Below are 26,277 nucleotides of genomic sequence, written 5' to 3' on the forward strand. Positions count from 1 at the left end.
CTTATTGCCCCAATTTACGCGGTTGCCAGGTCTTGATGACCAGGGTCACGTCCAGATCGGTGCCGTGCAGTTTGATCCGCTCGGGCAGCCAGTAACCATTCTGTTCGGCATAACCGAGGTACTCGACCTGCCAGCCGTCCTGTTCCAGATTGGCCAGACGACTGTCGGCATCGAGGGTCAGGCGGCTCTTGCTGGCCGGAGCCGGCAGGCCTCGAACCCACCAGGACAGATTCGATACCGGCAATTTCCAGCCCAGCTGTTCTTCCAGCAGGACTTCCGGGGATTGCGCGTCATAGCGGCCCTGGTTGGCGACTTCCAGCGAAACCTTGCCCGGGCGACCGGTCAAACGGGCTGCGCCACGACCCAGCGGGCCGGACAGGCGGATGTCGTAATAATCCTGGCGTTGCAGCCAGAACAGCGTGCCGCTGCCCGAGTCTTTCGGGGCGCGGATGCCGATCTTGCCGTCGATCTGCCAGCCGTCGAGGCCGGTCAGCTGTTGTTTGTTTGCGGCCCATTGTGCCGGGCTGCCATGGCCCTCGACGGATTCGCGGGCGCCAAAACCCGCGCAACCGGCGAGCAGGGCGATGAAGCTGAAAACGATGACGTGGCGCAAAAACATGAGTTAAAGAGTCTCGGATCCGGTCAGGCGCTTGATGGTGCTGCGCAGAATGGTGCTGTCGGGCTGATCCTTGAGGAACTTGCCCCAGATTTGTTTGGCTTCGCGCTGGTTACCCTTGGTCCACAGGACTTCGCCCAGGTGAGCGGCGACTTCGTGATCGGGGAAACGCTCCAGCGCCTGACGCAGATACTTTTCGGCGTCATCCAGGTTGCCCATGCGGAAATTCACCCAGCCGAGGCTGTCGAGTACCGCCGGGTCTTCCGGATTGATCTGGTGCGCCTGCTCGATCAGCGCCTTGGCTTCGGCGTAGCGGGTGGTGCGATCGGACAGGGTGTAGCCGAGGGCGTTGAGCGCCATGGCATTGTCCGGGTCGCGCTTGATGATCAGGCGCAGGTCTTTTTCCATCTGCGCCAGGTCATTGCGTTTTTCCGCCTGCATCGCCCGGGTATAGAGCAGATTCAGATCGTCCGGGTATTGCAGCAACGCTTGTTGCAGGGTTTTCCAGGCCTTGTCGCCCTGATTGTTGGCGGACAGGGTCTCGGCTTCGATCAGGTACAACTGGATCGCGTAATCCGGCTGCGCATCACGTTCGGCGGCCAGTTTGCTCTGGGCTTCGGCGGTCTTGCCGTTGTTCATCAGGATGTCGGCCTGACGCAGTTGCGCCGGCAGATAGTCGTTGCCCGGCCCGACCTGGGCGTACTCGATCAGTGCGCCTTGCGGGTCGTTGCGTTCTTCGGCGATGCGCCCCAGGTTCAGATGCGCGGAATCGACATGGCTTTCCCGGGCGATCAGGTCTTCCAGGTAACCCTTGGCCTCGTCCCAGGCCTTGGCTTCCAGGCACACCAGTGCCAGCGAGTAACGCAGTTCGTCGTCTTCCGGGTATTGCTGGACCAGGGTCGAGAACTCGACCTTGGCGTCGTCCATCCGGTCCTGTTCCACCAGCATCCGCGCGTAAGTCAGGCGCAGGCGCTTGTCGTCCGGGTACTTCTTGATGTTCTTCTGCAGCAGGGGCAGGGCTTCGTCGCCACGGTTCAGCCCTTGCAACAGGCGGGCCCGCAGCAGGATCGGGGCGATTTCGCCGTCGTCCGGCGGATTGTCTTCGAGCAGGGTCAGCGCACCTTTGGTGTCGCCGTCCTGCTGCATCAGCAGGGCCTTGCCGAAAATCAGCTGATTGTTGTGCGGGTGACGCTGCAGCAGACGGTCGAAGCTTTTCATCAAACCGTTGCGGGTTTCCTGATCGGTGTCGGCGGCCGACAGCGCGAGGAAGTCGAAATGGGTGTCGCCCTTGCCCTGCAGGACTTTCTCCATATAGACCATCGAGTCGTCATAGCGCCCGGCGCGTGCCAGCTGCACGGCGGCGGCGCGTTGTGCTTCGAGGTCGTCAGGTGCGTTTTTCGCCCAGATCAGTGCGGTATCCAGCGCCGGTTGATCCGCGCCCAGGTACTCGGCGATACGGAACGCCCGCTCGGAAACACCCGGATCCTGGGTGTTGATGGCCTGGGTCACGTAGTTGTCCAGGGCAATGTCGAAACGATTGCGCTGGCCGGCGAGTTCGGCGCTCAGCAGGCTGAACACGGTTTCCTGGCTGAACGAGCTGTAAACCTTGGGCTTTTCAGGGGCTGGCGTGGTGTCTTCGACCGATGAGGCACCATCGTGCGAAACGGGGGCCAAGGCCTGGCAGCCGCTGAGGAAGACAAAAGCTAGGAGCAACGCGGAAGATCTATTCATATAGGAAGAGGACGACTAACCTGCGGTCGGATCATCATGACACAAGCCTTCGGCCAAACATAACCGAGTCTCGATTGTGGCCATTATAGGGGCCGACAATTGGGACAATAGTCAGCGGTAGTTGTTCTGAATCTGACGAAGTAGGACAATTGCCGGCTTCACGTCACCATCAGCGACCTTGAATGGCCTTCCTTGCACTCGGTATCAACCACAAGACTGCTTCAGTAGACGTCCGCGAGCGCGTGGCCTTTACCCCTGAGCAGCTGGTGGAGGCCTTGCAGCAGCTCTGCCGACTCACCGACAGCCGCGAAGCTGCGATCCTTTCCACCTGCAATCGCAGTGAACTGTATATAGAACAGGATCAGCTTTCGGCCGATATCGTGCTGCGCTGGCTGGCCGACTATCACCATTTAAGCCTCGATGAGCTGCGCGCGAGTGCTTATGTGCATGAAGATGATGCGGCAGTTCGTCACATGATGCGCGTCGCCTCCGGGCTCGACTCGCTGGTGCTGGGCGAACCGCAGATCCTCGGCCAGATGAAATCGGCCTACGCCGTGGCCCGCGAGGCCGGCACCATCGGGCCGCTGCTCGGGCGCTTGTTTCAGGCGACTTTCAACGCTGCCAAGCAAGTGCGCACCGACACCGCCATTGGCGAGAACCCGGTGTCCGTGGCGTTTGCCGCGGTCAGCCTGGCTAAACAGATTTTCAGTGACCTGCAACGCAGCCAGGCGCTGCTGATCGGCGCCGGCGAGACCATTACCCTGGTCGCCCGCCATCTGCATGATCTGGGGGTCAAGCGTATCGTGGTGGCCAACCGCACGCTGGAACGCGCCAGCCTGCTGGCCGAACAGTTCGGTGCCCACGCAGTTTTGCTGTCGGACATTCCGGCCGAACTGGTGCGCAGCGACATCGTCATCAGTTCGACCGCCAGTCAGTTGCCGATCCTCGGCAAGGGCGCCGTTGAAAGCGCCCTGAAGCTGCGCAAGCACAAGCCGATCTTCATGGTCGACATCGCCGTTCCCCGGGATATCGAGCCGGAAGTCGGCGAACTCGACGACGTTTACCTCTATAGCGTCGACGATCTGCACGAAGTGGTCGCCGAAAACCTCAAGAGCCGTCAGGGCGCAGCGCAAGCCGCCGAAGAGATGGTTTCGGTCGGCGCCGACGATTTCATGGTGCGCCTGCGCGAACTGGCGGCAGTCGATGTGCTCAAGGCCTATCGTCAACAGAGCGAGCGCCTGCGCGACGAAGAACTGCAAAAGGCCCTGCGCCTGCTGGCCAACGGCGGCAACGCCGAAGACGTGCTGGGCCAACTGGCCCGTGGCCTGACCAATAAACTCCTGCACGCCCCGAGCGTTCAGTTGAAAAAGCTTTCTGCCGAAGGCCGCCTCGATGCGCTGGCCATGGCCCAGGAACTCTTTGCCCTCGAGGGCTCACCGGATAGCTTTTCGGATAAAAAACCGCAATGAAAGCGTCACTGCTCAATAAGCTGGATATCCTCCAGGACCGTTTCGAGGAACTGACGGCGCTGCTCGGCGACGCCGAAGTCATTTCCGACCAGACCAAATTCCGCGCCTATTCCAAGGAATACGCCGAAGTCGAGCCGGTCGTCGAAGCCTATAAACAGCTGCTCAAGGCCCAGGCCGATCTGGAAGGCGCCCAGGCGCTGCTCAAGGACGGCGACCCGGACATGCGCGAAATGGCCGTGGAAGAAGTCCGTGAAACCAAAGAGCAACTCATCGAGCTGGAAGCCACCTTGCAGCGCATGCTGCTGCCCAAGGATCCCAACGACGGGCGCAACGTGTTCCTCGAAATCCGCGCCGGCACCGGTGGCGACGAGGCGGCGATCTTCTCCGGCGACCTGTTCCGCATGTACTCGCGCTACGCCGAGAAACGCGGCTGGCGGGTGGAAATCCTCTCGGAGAACGAAGGCGAGCACGGCGGCTATAAAGAAGTCATCGCCCGGGTCGAAGGCGACAATGTCTACGGCAAGCTGAAATTCGAGTCCGGCGCCCACCGCGTACAGCGCGTGCCGGCCACCGAATCCCAGGGCCGGATCCACACCTCGGCCTGCACCGTGGCCGTGTTGCCGGAGCCTGACGAGCAGGAAGCGATCGAGATCAACCCGGCGGACTTGCGCGTCGACACGTACCGTTCCTCCGGGGCCGGTGGTCAGCACGTCAACAAGACCGACTCGGCGATCCGTATCACTCACTTGCCGACTGGCATCGTGGTCGAGTGCCAGGAAGAACGTTCCCAGCACAAGAACCGTGCACGGGCGATGGCCTGGCTGTCGGCCAAGCTCAACGACCAGCAAACCACCGCAGCGGCCAACGCCATCGCCAGCGAGCGTAAATTGCTGGTGGGTTCCGGTGACCGCTCCGAGCGCATCCGTACCTACAACTTTGCCCAGGGCCGGGTCACCGACCATCGCGTCAACCTGACCCTGTATTCTCTCGACGAAATCCTCGCCGGTGGCGTCGAAGCGGTGATCGAACCGTTGCTGGCCGAATACCAGGCCGACCAACTGGCAGCGATAGGTGAATAAATGACCATCATCGCCAGCCTGTTGCGTGCCGCCGAACTGCCGGACTCGCCCACCGCACGCCTGGATGCCGAACTGCTCCTCGCTGCGGCGCTGGGCAAGTCCCGCAGTTTTCTCCACACCTGGCCCGAACGCATCGTGCCGAGCGAAGCCGTGCTGGTCTTCACTGAATACCTGCAACGCCGCCGCAGCGGTGAGCCGGTGGCCTACATTCTCGGCCAGCAGGGTTTCTGGAAGCTGGATCTGGAAGTCGCGCCGCACACGCTGATTCCGCGTCCGGACACCGAATTGCTGGTGGAAGCCGCACTGGAATTATTGCCGGCGACCCCGGCCAAGGTTCTCGACCTCGGCACCGGCAGCGGGGCGATTGCCCTCGCTCTGGCCAGCGAGCGTCCGGCATGGAACGTCACCGCGGTTGATCGCGTGCTGGAAGCCGTGGCCCTGGCCGAGCGCAACCGTCAGCGTCTGCACCTGAACAACGCCACGGTGCTCAGCAGTCACTGGTTCAGCGCCCTCGAAGGCAAGCGTTTCGAACTGATCATCAGCAACCCGCCGTACATCCGCGCCGCCGATCCACATCTGGTCGAAGGCGATGTGCGTTTCGAACCGGAAAGCGCCCTGGTGGCCGGCATCGACGGGCTCGACGATCTGCGTCTGATCATCGCCCAGGCGCCGGCACATCTGGAGGCCGGTGGCTGGCTGATGCTCGAACACGGCTATGATCAAGCCGAAGCCGTGCGCGATCTGTTGCTGACGCAAGGTTTCGAAGAAGTCCACAGCCGCACCGATCTGGGCGGCCATCAACGGATCAGCCTGGGGCGCCTGCCGTGCTGAATGATCAGGAATTGTTGCGCTACAGTCGGCAGATCCTCCTGCAACACATCGACATCGATGGCCAGTTGAAGCTCAAGGACAGCCGCGTGCTGATCGTCGGCCTCGGCGGTCTCGGCGCGCCGGTTGCCTTGTATCTGGCGGCGGCGGGCGTCGGTGAGCTGCATCTGGCGGATTTCGACACGGTCGACCTGACCAACCTGCAACGCCAGATCATCCACGACACCGACAGCGTCGGCATGACCAAGGTCGACTCGGCGCTCAAGCGCCTGAGCGCGATCAATCCTGAAATCCGACTGGTGCCCCATCGTCAGGCGCTGGACGAGGACTCCCTCGCCGCCGCCGTGGCAGCGGTGGATCTGGTGCTCGACTGCTCGGACAATTTCTCCACCCGCGAAGCGGTCAACGCCGCGTGTGTGGCGGTGTGCAAACCGCTGGTCAGCGGCGCGGCGATCCGCCTCGAAGGGCAGCTCTCGGTGTTCGACCCGCGTCGAGCCGAGAGCCCTTGCTATCACTGCCTGTACGGTCACGGCAGCGAAGCCGAACTGACTTGCAGCGAAGCCGGCGTGGTCGGGCCTCTGGTGGGTCTGGTCGGCAGCCTGCAAGCGCTGGAAGCCTTGAAGCTGCTGGCGGGGTTCGGCGAGCCACTGGTCGGACGCCTGCTGTTGATCGATGCACTGGGCTCGCGATTCCGCGAGCTGCGGGTCAAGCGTGATCCGGGATGCAGCGTCTGTGGTTCGCACCATGCGTGAAGCGCCGATCGCCGTATTCGATTCCGGCGTCGGTGGCCTGTCGGTGCTGGCGGAAATCCAGCATCTATTGCCCCATGAATCGCTGCTGTACCTCGGCGATTGCGGCCACATTCCTTATGGCGAGAAAACCCCGGAATTCATCCGTCAGCGTTGCAGCGTGATGGCCGGTTTTTTCCGCGAGCAGGGCGCCAAGGCATTGGTGATCGCCTGCAACACTGCGACCGTGGCCGGCGTTGCCGATCTGCGGCGTGATTTTCCCGACTGGCCGATTGTCGGCATGGAGCCGGCGGTCAAACCGGCTGCCGCCGCCACTCGAAGCGGCGTGGTCGGCGTTCTCGCCACCACCGGTACTTTGCAGAGTGCGAAGTTCGCGGCTTTGCTCGACCGTTTTGCCACCGATATCCGGGTCATCACCCAGCCATGCCCGGGGCTGGTGGAGCTGATCGAAAGCGGCGACCTGCACAGCGCCGAGTTGCGCGAGCTGCTTCACCGCTATGTCGAACCGCTGCTGGGCGCGGGGTGTGACACGATCATTCTCGGCTGCACCCATTACCCGTTCCTCAAGCCGCTGCTCAAGACGATGCTCCCCGACGACATCAGCCTTATCGACACCGGCGCCGCCGTGGCCCGGCAACTTCAACGTCTGCTGGCCGAGCGCGATCTGCTTGCCGAGGGTCAGAATCGCCCCGCCAGATTCTGGACCAGCGCCGATCCGCAGTCCTTGAAAAACATCCTGCCGCTGCTGGGACAAACGCCCGGCGATGTGCAAAGCTTCGCGATGTAAAAAAGTTGTGTCATAACTGAAAAATCAGCTGAACTTCTGTTCAAGCGCCGATTTCTATAAGCGTCAAGCACACTAAAAACCATACGACCGTTAGGAAAAGGATGTTTCAAGTGAAGCGACTATTCTGCTTGGCCGCGATTGCGGCCGCACTGATGGGGCAAAGTTTTACTGCACAGGCCGCTGGCGTGGAATTCGGGGTTGGAGCCACCAGCGATTCAACGATGACCTATCGCCTGGGGATGAATTTCGACTGGGACAAGAGCTGGCTGCAAAGCGATGTCGGTCGCCTGACCGGTTACTGGAGCGGCGCCTACACCTACTGGGAAGGCGACAAGGGCTCCAGCAACAACAGCCTGTCGTTCTCGCCGGTGTTCGTTTACGAGTTTTCCGGTGAGTCGATCAAGCCTTACGTCGAGGCGGGCATTGGCGCTGCGGTGTTCTCCAACACCGACTACGAAGGCAACAAGATCGGCCAGGCCTTTCAGTTCGAAGACCGCATCGGTTTCGGTCTGCGCTTCCATGGCGGGCACGAGGTGGGGATCCGTGCGACTCACTATTCCAACGCCGGCATGTCGAGCAACAACGACGGGGTAGAAAGCTACTCGCTGCACTACACGATGCCGTTGTAACGCCCATGAAAAAAGGAGCGCCTGGCGCTCCTTTTTTGTATTCAACGGTACGCCGTGGCAATCCCCAGGCGTTCCTCGATGCATTCCGGCGCGCCCATTTCGAATTCGCGGCAGATCAGCGGGCGTTTTTCGTAGATGGTGCACATCATCGTGTCGCGATCCAGTGCCGCGCACCAGCCGTCGTCCAGACGCAGCATGACTTCCCCACCCCACTCATCGGTATCGATATAACGCTCGGGTACGCCGGTGTCGGTGATCAGCATGACTTCGAGCTGACAGCAGCAGGCCGCGCAAGTCGAACAGGTGACGGCGGGCTCGTCGATTGGCTGCAGGGGAATGGTTTTCATGGGCGCAGTGTACGGCAGTGACCCGTGCGCGTGTGAAAGCCCTGACGGACGATTACTGCGCCAGGCGTCTCGACAAGAGGTGCAACAACGGAAAAAGTAGCGCCCACAACAGGCCGATGCCGATCAAAGTCGGTAACTCGCCGTAGGGAAATTGCACCCCGGCCAGTCGTCCACCGGCGCAATACGACAACGCGCCACCGACGGCCCCGAGCACACTCGCCAGCCACCATGGCCGGGCGCTCCATTGCAGGCAATGGCGCAATGTCGTGGCCAACAGTGCCCACAACAGCATCAGCCACAGCGGAATCAGCGGCGACAGATCCTTGAATTCAAAGACCCCGAGACCGCGCAGGCCACTGTCCACGGCGGTGCCCAGAATCACCACGCCGAGTATCAGTCGGCCCTCAGCCGCCCAGTTGCTGATCCAGCGCAGATGAATCACCAATACCGCCAGCGCCACCAGCAACCACAGGCTGTTGCCGCCAAGCACGCAGGCCAGCCAGCCGACCTGGAACAGAACGGCGTTGGCGATCCGCTCAGGCATCGAAACGCCCAAGCAGCGGTGCCGGCATCGCCGCCGGTTTGGCCAGCAGCAATTGTGCGGTGCCGATGGTGCGTTCGAGGAAGCCGCCCTCGCAGTAACACAGGTAAAACTCCCACAGCCGCAGGAAATAATCGTCGTAGCCCAATTCGCTCAGGCGGCCGTGGGCGTGGCGAAAATTCTCGTGCCACAGGCGCAGGGTCCGGGCGTAGTGCAGGCCGAAATCTTCCATATGCAGCAGGTTCATGTCGGTGTCGCGACTGACGATTTCGAGCATCTTCTGCACACAGGGCAGGGCGCCGCCGGGGAAGATGTAACGCTGAATGAAATCCACGCCGCGTTTCGCCTGCTCGTAGCGCTGGTCCCGAATGGTGATCGCTTGCAGCAGCATCAGGCCGTTGCTCTTGAGCAGGTGCGCGCATTGCTTGAAGTAGGTCGGCAGGAAGCGATGACCGACCGCTTCGATCATCTCGATCGACACCAGTTTGTCGTACTGTCCGGTGAGGTCGCGGTAGTCCTTGAGCAGCAGCGTCACCCGGTCCTGCAGGCCGAGGATTTCGATGCGCCGGGCGGTGAACGCGTATTGCTCTTTGGACAGGGTGGTCGTGGTGACTTTGCAGCCATAGTGCTGCGCCGCATATAGCGCCATGCTGCCCCAGCCGGTGCCGATCTCCAGCAAGTGATCGCCGGGCTCTAGCGCGAGTTTCTGGCAGATCCGCTCCAGTTTGTTCAATTGTGCCTGTTCCAGGCTGTCGTCCGGGCTGAGGAACTGCGCCGCCGAATACATCATGGTCGGGTCGAGAAACTGCTCGAACAGGTCGTTGCCGAGGTCATAGTGGGCGGCGATGTTTTTCTGCGAGCCCTTGCGTGTGTTGCGGTTGAGCCAGTGCAGACCGCGCACCAGCGGCCGGCCGATTTTGGCCAGTCCACCCTCCATGCCGTCGAGCACCTCGAGGTTACTGACGAAGACACGCACCACGGCGGTCAGGTCCGGTGAACTCCAGTAGCCGTGAATGAACGCTTCCCCGGCGCCGATCGAGCCGTTGCCCGCGACCATGCCCCAGGCCGCTGCATCGAGGACATGAATTTCGCCCAGCAACGCACTGCCCGGCGTGCCGAAGACCAGGCGCTCGCCGTCCTCGACCACCACCAGTTGCCCGTGCTTGAGCTGTGCGAGTTGACGCAGGACACCGCGACGCAGCAGCGAGCCGGTGATGCCGTGGGTACTGAACGGGATGGCGGCTCTGGCCGAAACGCTAGAGGATTTCATGGCGGTGCTCCTCGGGAGACGCAGTGGCGGTTCGAAAGCTGTCGTCGGCCGTCCGATGGGAAAACAGCGGGGTGCGCTTGAGCAGCAAGCGCAGGGCCTGCCAATAGATTGCGAGGGCGGTTTTCGCGGTCATCCACGGAAAGCGCCACAGATGCCGGTGCAGGTTGTGTCGATCAAGAGGTTCGCGCTTGAGGTTGAGCGTGGCGTCGAACAGTTTGCGTTCGCCCTGCCAGTCGGCCATGTGCACGCCCAGGGTTTGCGCGGCGGGGCTGAAACTCATGCGGTATTCCAGATCTGGCGGCAGGAACGGTGATACGTGAAACGCCTTGGCCACGGCGAAGTGCTGGTGGAAGTCGCGCACGCCGGTCGGCGCCCGCGCCGGCAATACGTAGTGATAGCGCTCGCGCCACGGCGTGTTGCTGACTTCGCAGAGAATCGCCGCCAGTTGCCCGTCGGCTTCGTGGCAATAAAAGAAACTCACCGGGTTGAATGCCAGGCCCCAGCTTCGCGGCTGGGTCAGCAGGCAGATCGAGCCCTGTGGCTCATGACCGAGGGCCGCGCCGACCTGCAGACGCACGGCATCGATCAGTTGCACACCGCGACCGGTGAAGGTCTTGAGGTAGTCGGTCTCGCGAAACGAGAACGGTGCAAAGCGGCTCGTGCCGGAGAGTGGCGACAGGCTCAGCACGGCGTCCTGTTCGGTCAGGTCGAGATACAGCAGCCCGATCCGGTAACGGAATTCATGCCGGCGCGGGGCAAAGCGCCGATGGGCGATCCAGCCACTGTAGAGCGCGCTGTTCACAGGCTTTCTCCGAACGCGGCGGCCACGCGTAAAGCGCTGACCACGCCGTCTTCATGAAAACCGTTGGCCCAGTAGGCGCCGCAATAATGGGTGTGCTGCGCGCCGTCGAGTTCGGCCCAGCGCTGTTGTGCTGCCACCGCCGCGAGGCTGAATTGCGGATGGGCGTAGGTGAAACGGGCAAGTACTTTGGACGGGCTGATGCCGGCGCTTTGGTTGAGGCTGACGCAGAACGTGGTGTCGCTCTGGATGCCCTGCAGGATATTCATGTCGTAAGTCACGGCCGCCTGGGTGTGGCCCGCCCCGCCGAGACGATAGTTCCAGCTGGCCCAGGCCCGTTTGCGCGTCGGCAGCAGCCGGGTGTCGGTGTGCAGCACCACTTCGTTGTCGGCGTAGGGCAGGGCGCCGAGAATCTCCCGTTCGGCACGGCTCGGATCGGCCAGCAGTCGCAATGCCTGATCGCTGTGGCAGGCCAGCACGACTTTGTCGAAGTGTTCGATACCGACGGGGCTGTGGATAACCACGCCGTGTTCGTTGCGTTCGATCCGGTTTACCGGACAGTGCACGCGGATCCGCTCTTTGAATGACGCGGTCAGCGGTGCGAGGTAGGCACTGGAACCACCCTCGATCACTCGCCATTGCGGGCGATTGCTGACCGACAACAATCCGTGGTTCTCGAAAAAACGCACAAAGAACTGCAGCGGAAAATTCAGCATCTCGGCCATCGGCATCGACCAGATCGCCGCGCCCATCGGCACGATGTAATGCAGGATGAAACGCTCGCCGTAGCCGCCGGCCTTGAGGTAGTCGTCCAGTGTGGTGTCGCTGGCGATCCGCTGTTCGGCGAGGTCGCGCCGGGCTTCCTTGTTGAAACGCAGGATGTCGCGCAGCATGCCCCAGAACCCCGGAGACAACAGATTGCTGCGCTGAGCGAACAGGCTGTCGAGGTTGTTGCCGTTGTATTCCAGGCCGGTGTCGGGGTCGGTCACCGAAAAACTCATCTCGGTGGCTTTGCTGCTCACACCCAATTGGCTGAGCAGGCGAATGAAGTTCGGGTAAGTCCAGTCGTTGAACACGATGAACCCGGTGTCCACGGCATATTCGCGACCATCCACCGTGACTTGTACGGTGTGGGTATGGCCGCCGACCCAGGCGCCGGCCTCGAACACTGTGACGTCATGTCGGCGATCGAGCAGGTAGGCGCAGGTCAGCCCTGCAATCCCGCTGCCGACGATGGCGATGTTCACGTCATATCCCGCAGCGGTGGGCTGCTGCGCACCATGCGCTTGCCGATGGCCAGTTGCACCCGCGCAGGCAATTTCGACAGTGGCCACAGGGCCGCCATGAACAGTGCCGGAAAGGCAATTTCCAGCGGTCGATCCTTGAGCCGGGCGAATATGTGGCGTGCGGCTTTATCCACAGGCCAGCTCAATGGCATCGGGAAATCGTTTTTCGCCGTCAGCGGCGTATCGACAAAACCCGGGCTGATGATGGTGACTTCAATGCCTTCGTCCGCCAGATCGATGCGCAGCGATTCGAACAGATAACGCAGCCCGGCCTTCGACGCACCGTACGCTTCGGCTCTCGGCAGTGGCACGTAGGTGACGGAACTGGCCATGCCCACCAGATGCGGCGCGGTGCCTTTGCGCAGCAGGGGCAGGGCGGCTTCGATGCAATAGCTGCTGGCAAGCAGGTTGGTGCGTACCACGTGTTCGACGATCGAGGCGTCGAACTGGTGGGCATCGACGTACTCGCAGGTGCCGGCGTTGAGGATCACGCTGTCCAGCGATCCCCAGTCCAGCGCAATCTGTTCACCGATTTCCCGCACGGTCTGGCTGTTGGTCAAATCTCCCGGCACCACCAGCACCTGTCCCGGGTAGCGCTGCGACAACACTTTGAGCGGTGCGATCTGACGGGAACTGACCGCCAGGTGCGCGCCGGTTTTCAGAATCTCTTCAGCCAGTGCCGCACCGATACCACTGCTGGCACCGGTCAGCCAATAACGGCGTGGAGTTGTACGACTCATCCCAATCTCCTTTTCAGCCAGGCGATCACCCGGCCCAATATCGGTAAATGTTCGTAAAGCAGCGCCCCGGCATCGAAGTAATCCCGGTGACGATAAACCTTGTCGCGCCAAAGCAGGTGCGAGCAGCCTGTGACCCGAATCAACCGTCCGCCGGCCAGACGCGGGTGGCGATAGCTCATGACCCAGCGCAAATAGCCTTCGCAGTCGCCGATCTGGTCGAAGCCGTGAAAGTCGAACCGCAACTCGCTGACGTTGGCGTACAGCTCGCTGAAGTAGGTGCGCAATTGCGTCAGTCCCTGCACCTCGTGCAGTGGGTCGGTAAAATGAATGTCCTCGCTGTAGAGCGCGTCCAGGCTGTGCAGGTTGTTCTTGTTCAACTGCGCGAACTGGCGAGCGAAACGGCGCAGGAATTCACTCATGGCCTTCTCCGACAGACGCACGGGAGGGCAGGTTCTTGAACGCGGTCAGTGCCCGTTCCCGCGAGGTGCTCAGGTTGACGATCGGCGGCGGGTAGTCCGCCACGCCGAACAGTCCGCCAGCGCTTGCAGGGTTGTGCACTTCTTTCTTGTTCAGCCCGGCCAGTTCAGGCAGCCAGTGCTTGATGAACAGGCCTTCGCTGTCGAATTTTTCCGACTGGCTGACCGGGTTGAAAATCCGGAAATACGGCGCCGCATCGGTGCCAGTCGAGGCGCTCCACTGCCAGCCGCCGTTGTTGGCCGCCAGATCGCCGTCGATCAGGTGGCGCATGAAAAAACGCTCGCCTTCACGCCAGTCGATCAGCAGGTTCTTGGTCAGGAACATCGCCACCACCATCCGCAGGCGGTTGTGCATCCAGCCGGTTTGGAGCAATTGGCGCATCGCGGCGTCGATGATCGGCAGGCCGGTGCGTGCCTCTTGCCAGGCCGCCAGTTCCTGCGGCGCATCGCGCCAGGCCAGGGCTTCGGTTTCCGGGCGGAACGCGCGATGTCGGGACACCCGTGGGTAGCCGACCAGGATGTGTTTGTAGAACTCGCGCCACAGCAGTTCATTGATCCAGGTGACCGCGCCGACCTTGCCGCTTTCGAATTCACCCTGATTGCTTTGCAGCGCGGCATGCAGGCACTGGCGCGGCGAGATCACCCCGGCCGCTAGATAGGCCGAGAGCTGGCTGGTGCCGGGCTTGGCCGGGAAATCGCGTTCGCTTTTGTAGTAGTCGATCTGCACGTCGGCGAAAGTGTCGAGGCGCCGTTGGGCCTCGGCTTCGCCGGCGGGCCACAGGTTGCGCAACGCTTGGCCGGGTGTCGGGAATCCCTCGATGGACTCGGGTATCGGATCGCTGGCAATGTTCAGTGGAGCCTGTGCGGACGGCGTCTTTATCAAGGCCGGCATCGAACGATGCAGGCGCTCATAGCAGACCTTGCGGAACTGACTGAATACCTGAAAGTAGGTGCCGGTCTTGGTCAGTACGCTGCCGGGCTTGAACAACAACTGATCGAGATAGCTGTGAAAGGCGATGCCTTCGGCCTGCAATGCCCGGGCAACGGCCGCATCGCGGCGACTTTCGTGGACGCCATATTCCTCATTGACGTGAACAGCCTCGACCTGCAAATCCCGGCAAAGCTCAAGCAGTACCGCTGGCGCCTGATCCCAGCGCGGGGCGCTGCGGATCAGCAACGGGATGTTCAGTTCGCCAAGGGTTTTGCTCAATTCCCGCAGGTTGCGCAGCCAGAAATCGACCTTGCACGGGGCGTCGTCATGTTCCTGCCATTGTTCGGGGCTCAACAGGTACACGGCCACGGTCGGGCCACGCTCGGCGGCGGCCGTCAGGGCGGTGTTGTCATGTTGGCGCAGGTCGCTGCGCAGCCAGATCAATTGCATGGTGTTCTCTGCACGAATCATTAAATCAACCCACGCTGAAGGAGTGTCCGATGCGCCGACAAGGGATCTTCGGCCAGGTACAGATCAGCGATCTCGGAAGTTCTTACGGACAACTCGGCGTGATGGATGCACACCGTTGGTCCGGCAATCATTTTTGGGCAACTGACGCCATTCAATAGTTTCGGCAACTGCGCCAGGTTCATGGCTTTGCTGGAATACAGCAGTACGCCACGGGCTTGCAGGTGATCGACTGCCAGTGCCAGTTCCCCGGCCGGTAGCGGCCAGTCAAATACCTGCACCGGGCAGTCGGCGCTGCTGATCAGCCAGGCGCAGAGCCACAGGTGCGGCTCCAGCAGTAAATCCGATTGGTTGACCAGCAGCAGCGGCGCTGTGCGCAACTGACGGTTGTTATGGTAGATGCGCGCGCCGAATTTGCTACGCAGCCAGGCATGAAAGAACCCCCGTTCCATCTGCGCACCGAACTGGCCTTGCCAGCGCTGCTCAAGCTCCGCCAGTAACGGCATCAGCAATTGCTCACACAGGGTTCGCGGCGGGTACAGCGCCATCGCCTGGTTGACGCTGTCGTCGAGGCTGCGCTCGTTCAATTGCGTGACCGCCAGCAGCGCGGCCTGGTGCAAGGGCTGCCATTCGTTTTCCAGTGGCTCGTTGACGGTTTGCGGTGTATCGAGCAGTGGTTTGACCTGACTGACCGCCACGCCACGGTTGAGCCAGGTGAGGATGTGCTGGATGCGCTGTACATGTTCGGCCGAATACAGGCGATGCCCCTTGGGCGTGCGTTGCGGCACGATCAGCCCGTAACGGCGCTCCCAGGCACGCAGGGTGATCGCGTTGACGCCGGTCTGGCGCGCGACCTCGCGAATCGGCAGCCAGCCTTCGTCGAGGGCTTTCTTGAAGTCGGCGCCGAGGTCTTCGCGGGCGCTGGTGTCGAGTGTGTCGTTCATCAAATGGCGTTTCGCAGGCTGAGGTTTTCCGGGTGCGGTTGCAGGTAAACCTGTTGCGCGATATAGGGGTCGGGGTGTAGGCGAAAGTGATGCTTGAGCAGCGTCAGCGGCACCACCAGTGGCACGATGCCGTGGCGGTACTGACCGATGACGTGCTGCATTTCCTGTTTGTCTTCGGCGCTGATCGCCCGTTTCAGGTAACCGCTGATGTGCTGCAACACGTTGCTGTGGGTGCGGCGTGTGGCGCAGGTGGTGAGGGCCGCCATCAACTGGCTGAAATAGCGCGGGCCGAGTTCCACTGGATCGGTTTGGCCCATATTGCCGAGCAGATTGCCCAGCGCCTTGTATTGCACCGGGTTGTGGGCCATCAGCAGGTATTTGTAGCGCGAGTGGAAGTCGGTCAGGGCGCGGCGGCTCAGGCCTTGCCGGAGCACTTGCTGCCAATCGCTGTAGGCGAATACCCGGGTGATGAAGTTTTCCCGCAGGACCGGATCGTTCAGGCGTCCGTCTTCTTCGACCGGCAAGTCGGGGTGCCGGGCGCAGAAGGCCTGGGCAAAGATCCCGCGCCCGCTGCCTATCGGTGCGCCGTTGGCGTGATAGACCTTGACCCGCTCCAGTCCACAGGATGGCGATTGCTGCATGAAGATGTAGCCGCAAATGTCGTCGAGCTCGGTGGCCATTTTCTCGCCATAGGCGGACAGCGCATCGGTGACGTCGGTCTCGCGGTGAACCGTCCCGAGGGCCTGGGGATGATCCGGGTCGCCCACCAGCCGGATCGGCTCGCGGGGAATGCCCAGGCCAATCGCGACTTCCGGGCACACCGGGACGAAATCGAAATATTCAGTGAGTGTGTGGGTGCACAGCCGTGATGCCTTGTGTCCGCCGTTGTAGCGCACTTCGGCGCCCATCAGGCAGGCGCTGATGGCGATCTTGGGTGGAGACGGCTCGGACATGACGGCACCTCGAATCTGAATTTGTACAGAGTATTTATTCTGTACAACATTCCTTCAGCATAGATTCAAAGGTGTACAAGTCAAATTATTTGTACAAGATTTTGACGGGAGCTAGCGCCAGCCCATTTTCCAGTACGCATCGTCTTGCAAAACATGCCAATCCAATTGCGTGGTGCGCCTGGTCAGCACTGCCTGCATTTCGATCTCCAGCACCGTGCCGTTCTCGTCGCGGAGCAGCTCGGTCACCAGAAAGTGCTTTTCACGGTTTTGCGGCAGGGCTGCTGTCCATTTCGACAGCAGCAGTTTTTGCGGATTGATGCGGTTCACTGCAGGTGTTCGTGCAAGCGGCGTGCAGCTTCCTGGCCACTGAGCCACGCGCCTTCGACCCGGCCCGACAGGCACCAGTCGCCGCACGCATACAGACCCAGGTCGGCGTCCGCCAGCGTGCCCCACTCATGGCTGGTGGCCGGGCGGGCGTAGAGCCAGCGGTGGGCGAGGCTGAAAGTCGGTGCGGGCATGGCGCTGTGCAGCAACTCGGCAAAGGCGCCGTGCAACTGCTCGATCACGGCTTCCTTGGAGAGGTCGATGTGCTGCCGGCTCCAGGCGCTGGTAGCGTGCAGGACCCAGGTGTCGAGGGTGTTGTCGCGCCCGGGTTTACTGCGGTTGCGGGCCAGCCAGTCGAGAGGACTGTCCTGTACGAAGCAGCCTTCGATGGGGGTATCCAGCGGCGTGTCGAAGGCGAGGGCGACGGCCCAGGTCGGGTCCATCTTCACCCCGGCAGCGGCACCGGCCAGTTTGGGCGCAGCGGCCAGCAATGCGGTGGCCTGAGGCGCCGGGGTGGCGATCACCACATGGCTGAAAGGGCCGTGAGTGAAGCCTTCGGCGTCTTGCAGATGCCAGTGCTCTTCACCGCGATAGACCTCGGTGATCCGGCAGGCGAAATGCACTTCCAGGCCGTCGAGCAAGCCTCGGGTGATGGCGCTCATGCGCGGCGAGCCGACCCAGCGGGTCTGCTCGTCCGGCGACAGGTTCAGTTGTCCGCCATGAAAGGTGTAGAGCTGCGGCGCCCACTCGGCGACCCAGCCCTGACTTTGCCAGCGCTGGACTTCGGTGACGAAGCGTCGGTCGCGGGCCGTGAAATATTGCGCGCCCATGTCCAGCGAGCCGGCGTCACTGCGCTTGCTCGACATGCGCCCGCCGCTGCCGCGGCTTTTATCGAACAACTGGACGGTGTGCCCGGCCTCGGTCAGGGCCTGGGCGGCGGAGAGTCCGGCGATGCCGGTGCCAATGATTGCGATAGGTACAGTCATAGGGGCCTCGTTTACCTTTCTGTACAGACTACGCCGTGGATGAAACCTGTACAATTTTGTTTTCTGGTATAACTTCCAGCGTTTTCGTTCTGACAGCTTGGCCTATTGTTAAACAATAGAGCCTGTCCGATAGAAAAGATCCCTGCTTATAAAAATAGACTAGTGATCGAAGTAAAACGCCACGCGAGGAAGATGTCATGCACATATTGCTGACCGGCGGTACTGGATTGATCGGACGTCAGCTCTGCCGGCACTGGTCGGGGCAGGGCCACCGGTTGACCGTGTGGAGTCGTCGTGCGGAAAAGGTCGCGAAAATCTGCGGCGCTCAAGTGCGTGGCATCGCGCGTCTGGAAGACCTTGGCGATGAACCGGTCGACGTGATCGTCAACCTTGCCGGCGCACCGATTGCCGATCGGCCGTGGACCCATCGGCGCAAGGCGTTGCTGTGGAGCAGCCGGATCACGCTCACCGAGACATTGCTGGCGTGGCTGGAACATCGCGGGCAGAAACCTTCACTGCTGATCTCGGGCTCGGCCGTGGGCTGGTACGGAGACGGCGGCGAGCGTGAGTTGACCGAAGATTCGCCACCGGTGATCGACGATTTCGCCAGTCAGTTGTGCATTGCCTGGGAAGAAACCGCGCAACGCGCCGAAGCGATGGACATCCGCGTAGTGCTGGTGCGGACCGGGCTGGTGCTGTCGGCCGAGGGCGGTTTTTTGTCGCGCCTGTTGCTGCCGTTCAAACTCGGGCTGGGCGGGCCTTTGGGCAATGGTCGGCAGTGGATGTCGTGGATTCATATCGACGATCAAATCGCCCTGATTGATTTTCTTCTGCACCGCGATCAGGCGAGTGGTCCTTATAATGCGTGCGCGCCAAAACCGGTGCGCAATCGCGAATTTGCCAGGACGCTGGGCAGCGTGTTGCACCGCCCGGCGTTCATGCCGATGCCGGCCCTGGCCCTGAAGGTCGGGCTCGGCGAGATGTCATTGCTGTTGCTGGGTGGTCAACGGGCCACGCCGGCACGCTTGCTGGAAGCCGGATTCAATTTCCGGTTCACGGATTTACGCGCGGCCCTGGACGATCTGTCCAGCCGCCTCTGAAATAGGACGTTGCATGACCGATCACGCCTTGCTTCTGGTCAACCTGGGTTCGCCGGCTTCCACTTCGGTGGCCGACGTGCGCAGCTACCTTAATCAATTTCTGATGGACCCGTACGTGATCGACCTGCCGTGGCCGGTGCGGCGTCTGCTGGTGTCGCTGATCCTGATCAAGCGCCCCGAGCAGTCGGCCCACGCCTATGCGTCGATCTGGTGGGAGGAGGGCTCGCCGCTGGTAGTGCTCAGCCGTCGCCTGCAACAACAGATGAAGGCCCAGTGGACCCACGGCCCGGTAGAACTGGCCATGCGTTACGGGCAGCCGTCGATCGAATCGGCGCTGCTTAAACTGGTGGCGGCAGGGCACAAGCGCATCACCCTCGCACCGCTTTATCCACAGTTCGCCGACAGCACCACGACCACCGTGATCGAAGAAGCCAAGCGAGTGGTACGCGAGAAAAAACTCGACGTACAACTGTCGGTGTTGCAGCCATTCTACGATCAGCCGGAATACCTCGATGCCCTCGTGGCGAGCGCCCGGCCGCACTTGCAGCAGGATTACGATCACCTGCTGCTGAGCTTCCACGGTTTGCCGGAGCGGCATCTGACCAAACTCAATCCGGGTCATCGCTTCGATGGTCACGGTGATTGCTGCGCCGGTGCACCGCCGGAAGTGGTTGCGACCTGCTATCGCGGCCAGTGCCTGCGCACGGCAGCCGAGTTCGCCAAGCGCATGGGCATCCCGGATGGCAAGTGGTCGGTGTCGTTCCAGTCGCGACTGGGCAAGGCGAAATGGATCGAGCCCTACACCGAAGCGCGGCTGGATGAACTGGCCAAAAGCGGCGTGAAGAAGATTCTGGTGATGTGCCCGGCGTTTGTCGCCGATTGCATCGAGACCCTGGAAGAGATCGGCGATCGCGGCAAGGAACAGTTCCGCGAGGCGGGAGGGGAGGAGTTGGTGCTGGTGCCGTGCCTGAACGATGACCCGCAATGGGCGAAGGCATTGGCAACGCTTTGTGAACGGGCGCCACTGGCCCTCTGAAAGTCAAAAGCTTCGCGGGCAAGCCCGCTCCCACAGGAGATCAAATGTGGGAGCGGGCTTGCTCGCGAAGGCTATCTGACGGACAAAACTGATCTGACTGCTGGAATCAGAGCAGCGGCTCATCCGCCTTCTTGTGTTTCCAGCTGTCGTTGCCCGGCAGGATCAGGTTCAGCGCAATCGCCACCACCGCGCACAGCGCGATGCCTTTGAGGCCGAAGTCATCCGGACCGGTGCCGGTGCCGACCAGCACACCGCCGATCCCGAACACCAGGGTCACCGAAACGATCACCAGATTGCGCGCCTCGCCCAGATCGATCTTGTGACGGATCAGGGTGTTCATCCCCACCGCCGCGATCGAACCGAACAACAGGCACAGAATCCCGCCCATCACCGGCACCGGAATGCTTTGCAGCAGGGCGCCGAACTTGCCGATGAACGCCAGGGCGATGGCGAAGATCGCCGCCCAGGTCATGATTTTCGGGTTGTAGTTCTTGGTCAGCATCACCGCGCCAGTCACTTCGGCGTAGGTGGTGTTGGGCGGACCGCCGAACAGACCGGCCGCCGTGGTGGCGATACCGTCACCCAGCAGGGTGCGATGCAGGCCCGGCTTCTTCAGGTAGTCGCGACCGGTCACGCTGCCGACCGCAATCACGCCGCCGATGTGTTCGATGGCCGGGGCCAGCGCCACCGGGACGATGAACAGGATCGCCTGCCAGTTGAACTCCGGCGCGGTGAAATGAGGCAGTGCAAACCACGGGGCCGCCGCAATCTTCGCGGTGTCGACAACACCGAAATAGAAGGACATGGCGAAACCCACCAGCACGCCGGAGATGATCGGCACCAGACGGAAGATGCCTTTGCCGAACACCGCCACGATCAACGTGGTCAGCAGCGCCGGCATCGAGATCATCATTGCGGTCTGGTAATGGATCAGTTCCGAACCGTCACCGGCCTTGCCCATCGCCATGTTCGCGGCAATCGGCGCCATGGCCAGGCCAATGGAGATGATCACCGGACCGATCACCACCGGTGGCAGCAGACGGTCGATGAACCCGGTGCCTTTGATCTTCACGGCCAGGCCGAGGAAGGTGTAGACGAAACCGGCCGCCATCACGCCGCCCATGGTCGCGGCAAGGCCGAACTGACCCTTGGCGAGAATGATCGGGGTGATGAAGGCAAAGCTCGACGCGAGAAACACCGGCACCTGACGTCCGGTGACGATCTGGAACAGAATCGTGCCCAGACCTGCGGTGAACAGTGCCACGTTCGGGTCAAGGCCCGTGATCAGCGGCATCAGCACCAGGGCGCCGAAAGCCACGAACAGCATCTGCGCGCCGGACAGCACCGTGCGCCAGAGCGGATCGTTGAACTCATCCTGCATGGTCAAGCGTCCTTCTGCTTGGTGCCGAAGATCTTGTCACCGGCATCGCCAAGCCCAGGAATAATGTAACCGTGCTCGTTGAGTTTCTGATCGATGGACGCGGTGTAGATGATCACGTCCGGGTGAGCCTGCTCGACAGCGGCAATGCCTTCCGGCGCGGCAACCAGCACCATCGCGCGGATGTCCTTGCAACCGGCCTTCTTCAGCAGGTCGATGGTCGCGACCATGGAGCTGCCGGTGGCGAGCATCGGGTCGATGATCATCGCCAGGCGTTCATCGATTTCCGGAACCAGTTTTTCCAGATAGGTGTGGGCCTGCAGGGTTTCTTCGTTACGGGCAACGCCGACGGCGCTGACTTTCGCGCCCGGGATCAGGCTGAGCACGCCTTCGAGCATGCCGATGCCGGCACGCAGGATCGGCACGACGGTAATCTTCTTGCCGGCGATTTTCTCGACCGACACCGTGCCGCACCAACCTTCGATATCGTAGGTTTCCAGCGGCAGGTCTTTGGTAGCTTCATAGGTCAACAGGGCACCGACTTCCTGAGCGAGCTCGCGGAAATTCTTGGTGCTGATGTCTGCACGGCGCATAAGGCCAAGTTTGTGACGGATCAGCGGATGGCGGATCTCTTGGATGGACATGGGGAAAGGCTCCGGCGGCGGGCAAAAAAACCGGCCTAGATTAATCTATCCGAGGGTGATGTCCTATAGGACATACAGTACGTTAGTCCACAAATGCTTGATTCGGCCGTGCGGGATGCGTACCTTTGCCCGCTTTTCCGAAACAGACCCCCCTTGGAGAGCGCCATGTCCGCTGATCTCGAGCATATCCGTCAAATCATGCGAGAGGCTGACTGCCTGTACACCGAAGCTGAAGTCGAGGCTGCCATTGCCCGCGTCGGTGCACAAATCAACGAACAACTGGCCGAGAGCAACCCGGTGGTGTTCTGCGTGATGAACGGCGGGCTGATTTTCTCCGGCAAACTGCTGACCCATCTGCAGTTCCCGCTGGAAGCGTCCTACCTGCACGCCACCCGCTATCGCAACGAAACCAGCGGCGGCGACCTGTTCTGGAAAGCCAAGCCGGAAGTCTCGTTCATCGACCGTGACGTGCTGATCATCGACGACATCCTCGACGAAGGTCACACCCTGGGCGCGATCATCGACTTCTGCAAACACGCCGGTGCCCGTGCCGTGCACACCGCGGTACTGATCGACAAGGATCACGACCGCAAGGCCCGTCCTGACCTGAAAGCCGATTTCGTCGGCCTGCCATGCGTTGACCGTTACATCTTCGGTTACGGCATGGACTACAAAGGCTACTGGCGCAACGCCAACGGGATCTTCGCCGTCAAAGGCATGTAAGAGTCCCCTTGAAGATCGCAGCCCCGGCTGCGATCTTTTGCTTTTAAAGGCTGCTAAAGTGCTCGGCCCCGCCCTCCGGAGCCTGTCATGAGCCTCTTGATCCGCAGCTGCGCCGCCCTGTTGCTGACCCTCAGCCTGCCCCTGGCCGCCGCGCCGATGCACAGCCAGTTCCTGCCGCCCGACGACCTCACCCTGCGCGATGCCGAACCCGAGCAGCAGCAACTGTTGCAGGTCACCGACTATTCCGTGGTGGTCGGCGCCCAGCGTCAGTCCAATCAGCAGCCGATTCCGGTCACTTCGCCATTGATGATCCGCCTCAAGGGCAAGTCCCTGAACAAGGGCGCGACGATCAATCAGGTGCTGGTCAGTTTTGACGGCGAAAGCAAAAGCCTGAAAAAACCGGTGTACGACGACCAGCGCAAGACCCTGACCCTGTTTTATCCGCTGGCCCAATACCGGGTGATCATCGATCTGTTGCGCAATGACACCGTGTATGTGCAATTCCTCAGCTACGCCAACGGCCACATCTGGGCCGATCTGCACACCGGTAGCACGCGTGCGCGTTGAGCCTCGTGCCCGGGCAGGGGTAAACTGCCCGCCCCGTGAAATGTCTGCGAGCTGGAGTCGGCAATGCGTAAAGATAAGAAGCAAGTGATTGGTGACGAGATCGGCGATGAGCAGATCAAGCTGTTCCTCGATTTTGAGCCGGTCGACGCCACTTCGCCGTCGCTGCACAAACTGGTCAAGGCCTACCGTGGCCTGCGCATCGACGATTTCGAGCGTTTCCTGACGTTCTTCGTTGAGGCCGGTTATGACGTGGACGGCAAGGACGAGCATGGCAAGACCTTCGTCGACCAGATCCGTGATCAACGCAACGCACCGGAATACATCGAGCTGATCGAGAAAGCCCGCGGCTGATAGCCGAAGTTTTCCACAGGCATAAAAAAACGCCCCGCACTCACTGAGTGCGGGGCGTTTTTCATGGAGCCGAATCAGGCGTAGCTTTCGGTCTCGTTGCTGGCTTCAACCAGTTCCAGCGCGACGTTGTTGTGCGCATTGATCTTGTGATACAGCGCAGCGTCGGTTTCCAGGACCTTTTCACGGGCCGGGAAGATTTCCGCCAGTTTGGCAGCCCACTCACCCTTGGCCTTGGCCGGGAAGCACTTCTCGATCAGTTCCAGCATGATCGATACGGTCACCGAAGCACCTGGCGAAGCGCCGAGCAGGGCGGCGAGGGAGCCGTCCTTCGCGGCCACCAGTTCGGTACCGAACTGCAGGATGCCGCCTTTTTTCGGGTCTTTCTTGATGATCTGCACCCGTTGGCCGGCCACTTCCAGGCGCCAGTCTTCGGCTTTCGCCTCCGGGTAGAAACGACGCAGGGATTCCAGGCGCTGTTCCATCGACTGCATCACTTCGCTGACCAGATACTTGGTCAGGTCCATGTTGTTTTTGGCCACGGCCAGCATCGGGCCGATGTTGCCGGCGCGAACCGACAGCGGCAGGTCCATGAAGGAGCCGTGCTTGAGGAACTTGGTGGTGAAGCCGGCGTATGGCCCGAACAGCAGGGACTTCTTGCCGTCGACCACGCGGGTGTCCAGGTGCGGCACGGACATCGGTGGCGAACCCACCGCCGCCTGGCTGTAAACCTTGGCCTGGTGATGCTTGACCACTTCCGGGTTGTCGCAACGCAGCCACTGCCCGCTGATCGGGAAGCCGCCGAAGCCTTTGCTTTCTTCGATGCCCGAGGCCTGCAGCAGCGGCAGGGCCGCGCCACCGGCGCCGAGGAACACGAATTTGGCGTCGACTTCACGGCTGCTGCCGCTGTTGACGTCCTTGATGCTGACGGTCCAGCCATTGGCGTTACGCTTCAGACCGGTCACGCGCTTGCAGTATTTGACCTGGGCATCCGGGGCGCTGGTCAGGTGCTTGAGCAACTGATTGGTCAGCGCGCCGAAGTTGACGTCGGTACCGTTCATCACGCGAGTGGCGGCGAGCACCTGGTCCTTTGGACGGCCCGGCATCATCAATGGCATCCACTCGGCCATCTTCGCCTTGTCTTCGGTGTATTCCATGTCGGCGAAGGCGTGATGCTTGTGCAGCGTGTTGAAGCGTTCCTTGAGGAACGAAACGCCTTTTTCACCCTCGACGTAGCTCAGGTGCGGCACCGGGCTGATGAAGGATTTACACGAGCCGAACGTGCCTTTCCTGGTCAGGTACGACCAGAACTGCTTCGACACCTCGAACTGGGTGTTGATGTGTACGGCTTTCTTGATGTCGACGGTGCCGTCGGCATTCTGCGGCGTGTAGTTCAGCTCGCAGAGGCCGGCGTGGCCGGTACCGGCGTTGTTCCACGGGTTGGAACTTTCCGCGGCACCGGAATCCATCAGTTCGACGACTTCCAGCTTGATCGCCGGGTCGAGTTCCTTGAGCAGCACTGCAAGGGTGGCACTCATGATGCCGGCCCCAACCAGAACTACGTCGACTGCTTCGTTATGCGCCATTTAACGCGTCTCCAAAATCTGCAGCACCAAATTGTCGGCATGGCTGCCAGGTGTCCGGGGCAGGTCAGTTACGCCCCAGGTACCCATGGCCAGGTTTGCCATGTCCGAATCTTCGCAATTTTTCGCAACTTCGACGGATGCGTGCGGCCTGGCTTCAAGAGTCACATGAACTCATTTCAGCACGTGGCTGGCAATTCGACTTATGGTCGAGACATCCGTTTGTGCAACCAAATCCGTAGCGGACAGGCTTCAGGCTCCGGTATTCGAGGCGTACCCGTTCCTGTGTCGTTGGGCTGTTTCAGACGCTAATGGTGCATGTTCAGACGCAAAACTATTCATTTGCTCGCCACACTCTTGTGAAGTTGTGAAAACCCGTTTTTTTCACGCTCTTTTGAAGACGTGAACCTCAAAAAGGGCTGTCCCGGCTGGCACCGTGCCCGGAGGGGCAAACAACTCAGTGACCGAGCGTCATGACAGCTCTGCAGATTCGCGAAAAGCGGGGATTTGCCAGGGAAACAGCAAGCACGCCAGCTTCACTCGATCTGTGTGGGCGGCTCTCTGTGGGCGATTTGGATGCCAATGCAAGCGCATTGACGCTGTTGCGGGGCCCGATCAGGAGACGTCCTTATAATCGGGGGGAGATTGTATCGAAGAAATGCGGGGAGTTGGTCGAGTTTAATGACTTTTATTAGGCATCCGGTCAGATGCTCAACATCGCCTGGGCACGTGCGCGAGGGCGCTGCTGTTCGACCCGGGCACTGGCAGGCAAAGGCTGGTGCAGCCAGTTGAGGCGGATTTCCTCGATTTCGACCCAGCCGTCACCCATTGGCTGCAGGCTGCACTGCTTGAAGGCCTGGCAATGGCCGTTGCGGTCGAGCAGGGCGAAGCTGCGGTGCAGCGGGCGTGGAGCAAACAACGAGATCAGATAGCGCATGGTGTGTG

Annotated in this window: 29 protein-coding genes; 11 read left to right on the forward strand and 18 right to left on the reverse strand. The window is 61.3% G+C overall.

Going from position 1 to position 26,277, the window contains the following annotated elements:
* Position 1: 1 nt before the first annotated feature.
* A complete protein-coding gene (gene lolB, locus ACKLNA_RS27775; RefSeq protein ID WP_085709291.1) occupies positions 2-619 on the reverse strand; it encodes a lipoprotein insertase outer membrane protein LolB in 618 nt (205 codons plus the stop codon).
* A 3-nt stretch (positions 620-622) separates the two neighbouring features.
* Positions 623-2,347, reverse strand: a complete 1,725-nt coding sequence (locus ACKLNA_RS27780; protein WP_248739380.1) for a tetratricopeptide repeat protein — start codon at positions 2,345-2,347, stop codon at positions 623-625.
* Between the two features lie 182 nt (positions 2,348-2,529).
* Between ACKLNA_RS27780 and hemA the strand changes: the two genes are divergently transcribed.
* The 6 genes from hemA (at position 2,530) to ACKLNA_RS27810 (ending at position 7,888) form a co-directional block, all read left to right on the forward strand.
* Positions 2,530-3,816: a glutamyl-tRNA reductase gene (gene hemA, locus ACKLNA_RS27785; protein WP_085700892.1), complete on the forward strand. Its 1,287-nt coding sequence runs from the start codon at positions 2,530-2,532 to the stop codon at positions 3,814-3,816.
* Complete coding sequence (gene prfA, locus ACKLNA_RS27790) at positions 3,813-4,895, forward strand: peptide chain release factor 1 (protein ID WP_114885501.1); 1,083 nt, start codon at positions 3,813-3,815, stop codon at positions 4,893-4,895. The genes hemA and prfA overlap by 4 nt, the downstream gene beginning before the upstream one ends.
* Entirely contained in the window at positions 4,896-5,726 is an 831-nt protein-coding gene (prmC, locus tag ACKLNA_RS27795; RefSeq protein WP_408987727.1) for a peptide chain release factor N(5)-glutamine methyltransferase, read from the forward strand.
* Positions 5,720-6,475: a molybdopterin-synthase adenylyltransferase MoeB gene (locus tag ACKLNA_RS27800; RefSeq protein WP_265813253.1), complete on the forward strand. Its 756-nt coding sequence runs from the start codon at positions 5,720-5,722 to the stop codon at positions 6,473-6,475. Before prmC ends, ACKLNA_RS27800 begins: the two co-directional genes overlap by 7 nt.
* Positions 6,468-7,259, forward strand: a complete 792-nt coding sequence (gene murI / locus ACKLNA_RS27805; RefSeq protein ID WP_408987728.1) for a glutamate racemase — start codon at positions 6,468-6,470, stop codon at positions 7,257-7,259. The genes ACKLNA_RS27800 and murI overlap by 8 nt, the downstream gene beginning before the upstream one ends.
* Before the next feature lie 110 nt (positions 7,260-7,369).
* Entirely contained in the window at positions 7,370-7,888 is a 519-nt protein-coding gene (locus tag ACKLNA_RS27810; RefSeq protein WP_134828084.1) for an acyloxyacyl hydrolase, read from the forward strand.
* A gap of 41 nt (positions 7,889-7,929) precedes the next feature.
* Here the strand turns inward: ACKLNA_RS27810 and ACKLNA_RS27815 are convergent, their stop codons facing one another.
* The 12 genes from ACKLNA_RS27815 to ACKLNA_RS27870 all read right to left on the reverse strand — a co-directional run bounded on the left by ACKLNA_RS27815 (position 7,930) and on the right by ACKLNA_RS27870 (position 17,953).
* Positions 7,930-8,235, reverse strand: coding sequence for a YkgJ family cysteine cluster protein (locus tag ACKLNA_RS27815; RefSeq protein WP_085709297.1), 306 nt, complete (start codon positions 8,233-8,235; stop codon positions 7,930-7,932).
* Positions 8,236-8,287: 52 nt separating this feature from the next.
* Positions 8,288-8,779, reverse strand: coding sequence for a DUF2878 domain-containing protein (locus tag ACKLNA_RS27820; protein ID WP_408987729.1), 492 nt, complete (start codon positions 8,777-8,779; stop codon positions 8,288-8,290).
* Positions 8,772-10,046 (reverse strand): class I SAM-dependent methyltransferase, encoded by a 1,275-nt coding sequence (locus tag ACKLNA_RS27825; protein WP_408987730.1) that lies wholly within the window; start codon positions 10,044-10,046, stop codon positions 8,772-8,774. Before ACKLNA_RS27825 ends, ACKLNA_RS27820 begins: the two co-directional genes overlap by 8 nt.
* Positions 10,033-10,848 (reverse strand): DUF1365 domain-containing protein, encoded by an 816-nt coding sequence (locus ACKLNA_RS27830; RefSeq protein WP_408987731.1) that lies wholly within the window; start codon positions 10,846-10,848, stop codon positions 10,033-10,035. Before ACKLNA_RS27830 ends, ACKLNA_RS27825 begins: the two co-directional genes overlap by 14 nt.
* Positions 10,845-12,092: an NAD(P)/FAD-dependent oxidoreductase gene (locus tag ACKLNA_RS27835; protein ID WP_408987732.1), complete on the reverse strand. Its 1,248-nt coding sequence runs from the start codon at positions 12,090-12,092 to the stop codon at positions 10,845-10,847. The genes ACKLNA_RS27830 and ACKLNA_RS27835 overlap by 4 nt, the downstream gene beginning before the upstream one ends.
* On the reverse strand, positions 12,089-12,871 hold the full coding sequence (locus tag ACKLNA_RS27840) for an SDR family NAD(P)-dependent oxidoreductase (protein WP_408987733.1): 783 nt from the start codon (positions 12,869-12,871) through the stop codon (positions 12,089-12,091). The genes ACKLNA_RS27835 and ACKLNA_RS27840 overlap by 4 nt, the downstream gene beginning before the upstream one ends.
* Positions 12,868-13,290, reverse strand: a complete 423-nt coding sequence (locus tag ACKLNA_RS27845; RefSeq protein WP_408987734.1) for a nuclear transport factor 2 family protein — start codon at positions 13,288-13,290, stop codon at positions 12,868-12,870. Before ACKLNA_RS27845 ends, ACKLNA_RS27840 begins: the two co-directional genes overlap by 4 nt.
* Positions 13,283-14,728, reverse strand: coding sequence for a deoxyribodipyrimidine photo-lyase (gene phrB, locus ACKLNA_RS27850; protein WP_408987735.1), 1,446 nt, complete (start codon positions 14,726-14,728; stop codon positions 13,283-13,285). The genes ACKLNA_RS27845 and phrB overlap by 8 nt, the downstream gene beginning before the upstream one ends.
* Before the next feature lie 20 nt (positions 14,729-14,748).
* Positions 14,749-15,690, reverse strand: a complete 942-nt coding sequence (locus ACKLNA_RS27855) for a MerR family transcriptional regulator (protein WP_408987736.1) — start codon at positions 15,688-15,690, stop codon at positions 14,749-14,751.
* The gene (locus ACKLNA_RS27860) at positions 15,690-16,643 is read right to left on the reverse strand and encodes a YbgA family protein (RefSeq protein ID WP_408987737.1); all 954 of its coding nucleotides are present in this window, start codon (positions 16,641-16,643) and stop codon (positions 15,690-15,692) included. The genes ACKLNA_RS27855 and ACKLNA_RS27860 overlap by 1 nt, the downstream gene beginning before the upstream one ends.
* 111 nt (positions 16,644-16,754) lie before the next feature.
* Complete coding sequence (locus ACKLNA_RS27865; RefSeq protein ID WP_408987738.1) at positions 16,755-16,970, reverse strand: TIGR02450 family Trp-rich protein; 216 nt, start codon at positions 16,968-16,970, stop codon at positions 16,755-16,757.
* Entirely contained in the window at positions 16,967-17,953 is a 987-nt protein-coding gene (locus tag ACKLNA_RS27870; protein ID WP_408987739.1) for an NAD(P)/FAD-dependent oxidoreductase, read from the reverse strand. The genes ACKLNA_RS27865 and ACKLNA_RS27870 overlap by 4 nt, the downstream gene beginning before the upstream one ends.
* Positions 17,954-18,150: 197 nt before the next feature.
* Between ACKLNA_RS27870 and ACKLNA_RS27875 the strand changes: the two genes are divergently transcribed.
* Both ACKLNA_RS27875 and hemH read left to right on the forward strand, forming a co-directional pair.
* The gene (locus ACKLNA_RS27875; protein ID WP_408987740.1) at positions 18,151-19,053 is read left to right on the forward strand and encodes a TIGR01777 family oxidoreductase; all 903 of its coding nucleotides are present in this window, start codon (positions 18,151-18,153) and stop codon (positions 19,051-19,053) included.
* A 13-nt stretch (positions 19,054-19,066) separates the two neighbouring features.
* Complete coding sequence (gene hemH / locus ACKLNA_RS27880) at positions 19,067-20,089, forward strand: ferrochelatase (protein ID WP_408987741.1); 1,023 nt, start codon at positions 19,067-19,069, stop codon at positions 20,087-20,089.
* A 106-nt stretch (positions 20,090-20,195) separates the two neighbouring features.
* On the opposite strand, the gene ACKLNA_RS27885 is transcribed toward hemH, so the two are convergent.
* A complete protein-coding gene (locus ACKLNA_RS27885) occupies positions 20,196-21,470 on the reverse strand; it encodes a uracil-xanthine permease family protein (protein ID WP_248739363.1) in 1,275 nt (424 codons plus the stop codon).
* A gap of 2 nt (positions 21,471-21,472) precedes the next feature.
* Positions 21,473-22,111 carry a uracil phosphoribosyltransferase gene (gene upp, locus ACKLNA_RS27890; RefSeq protein ID WP_011335903.1) on the reverse strand — a complete coding sequence of 213 codons (639 nt, stop codon included), beginning with the start codon at positions 22,109-22,111 and terminating at the stop codon, positions 21,473-21,475.
* Positions 22,112-22,276: 165 nt separating this feature from the next.
* Here upp and ACKLNA_RS27895 point away from each other — a divergent pair, with 165 nt between their 5' ends.
* The 3 genes from ACKLNA_RS27895 (at position 22,277) to ACKLNA_RS27905 (ending at position 23,752) form a co-directional block, all read left to right on the forward strand.
* The gene (locus tag ACKLNA_RS27895; protein WP_085709312.1) at positions 22,277-22,834 is read left to right on the forward strand and encodes a hypoxanthine-guanine phosphoribosyltransferase; all 558 of its coding nucleotides are present in this window, start codon (positions 22,277-22,279) and stop codon (positions 22,832-22,834) included.
* An 87-nt stretch (positions 22,835-22,921) separates the two neighbouring features.
* On the forward strand, positions 22,922-23,401 hold the full coding sequence (locus ACKLNA_RS27900) for a hypothetical protein (protein ID WP_085709313.1): 480 nt from the start codon (positions 22,922-22,924) through the stop codon (positions 23,399-23,401).
* 63 nt (positions 23,402-23,464) lie between these two features.
* Entirely contained in the window at positions 23,465-23,752 is a 288-nt protein-coding gene (locus ACKLNA_RS27905; protein WP_134828070.1) for a PA4642 family protein, read from the forward strand.
* Between the two features lie 74 nt (positions 23,753-23,826).
* Here the strand turns inward: ACKLNA_RS27905 and mqo are convergent, their stop codons facing one another.
* A complete protein-coding gene (gene mqo / locus ACKLNA_RS27910; RefSeq protein ID WP_408987742.1) occupies positions 23,827-25,335 on the reverse strand; it encodes a malate dehydrogenase (quinone) in 1,509 nt (502 codons plus the stop codon).
* A gap of 700 nt (positions 25,336-26,035) precedes the next feature.
* The gene (locus ACKLNA_RS27915) at positions 26,036-26,269 is read right to left on the reverse strand and encodes a hypothetical protein (RefSeq protein ID WP_039766297.1); all 234 of its coding nucleotides are present in this window, start codon (positions 26,267-26,269) and stop codon (positions 26,036-26,038) included.
* Positions 26,270-26,277: the final 8 nt, after the last annotated feature.

This window comes from Pseudomonas sp. UV AK001, assembly GCF_046097675.1.
Classification (GTDB): domain Bacteria; phylum Pseudomonadota; class Gammaproteobacteria; order Pseudomonadales; family Pseudomonadaceae; genus Aquipseudomonas; species Aquipseudomonas kribbensis.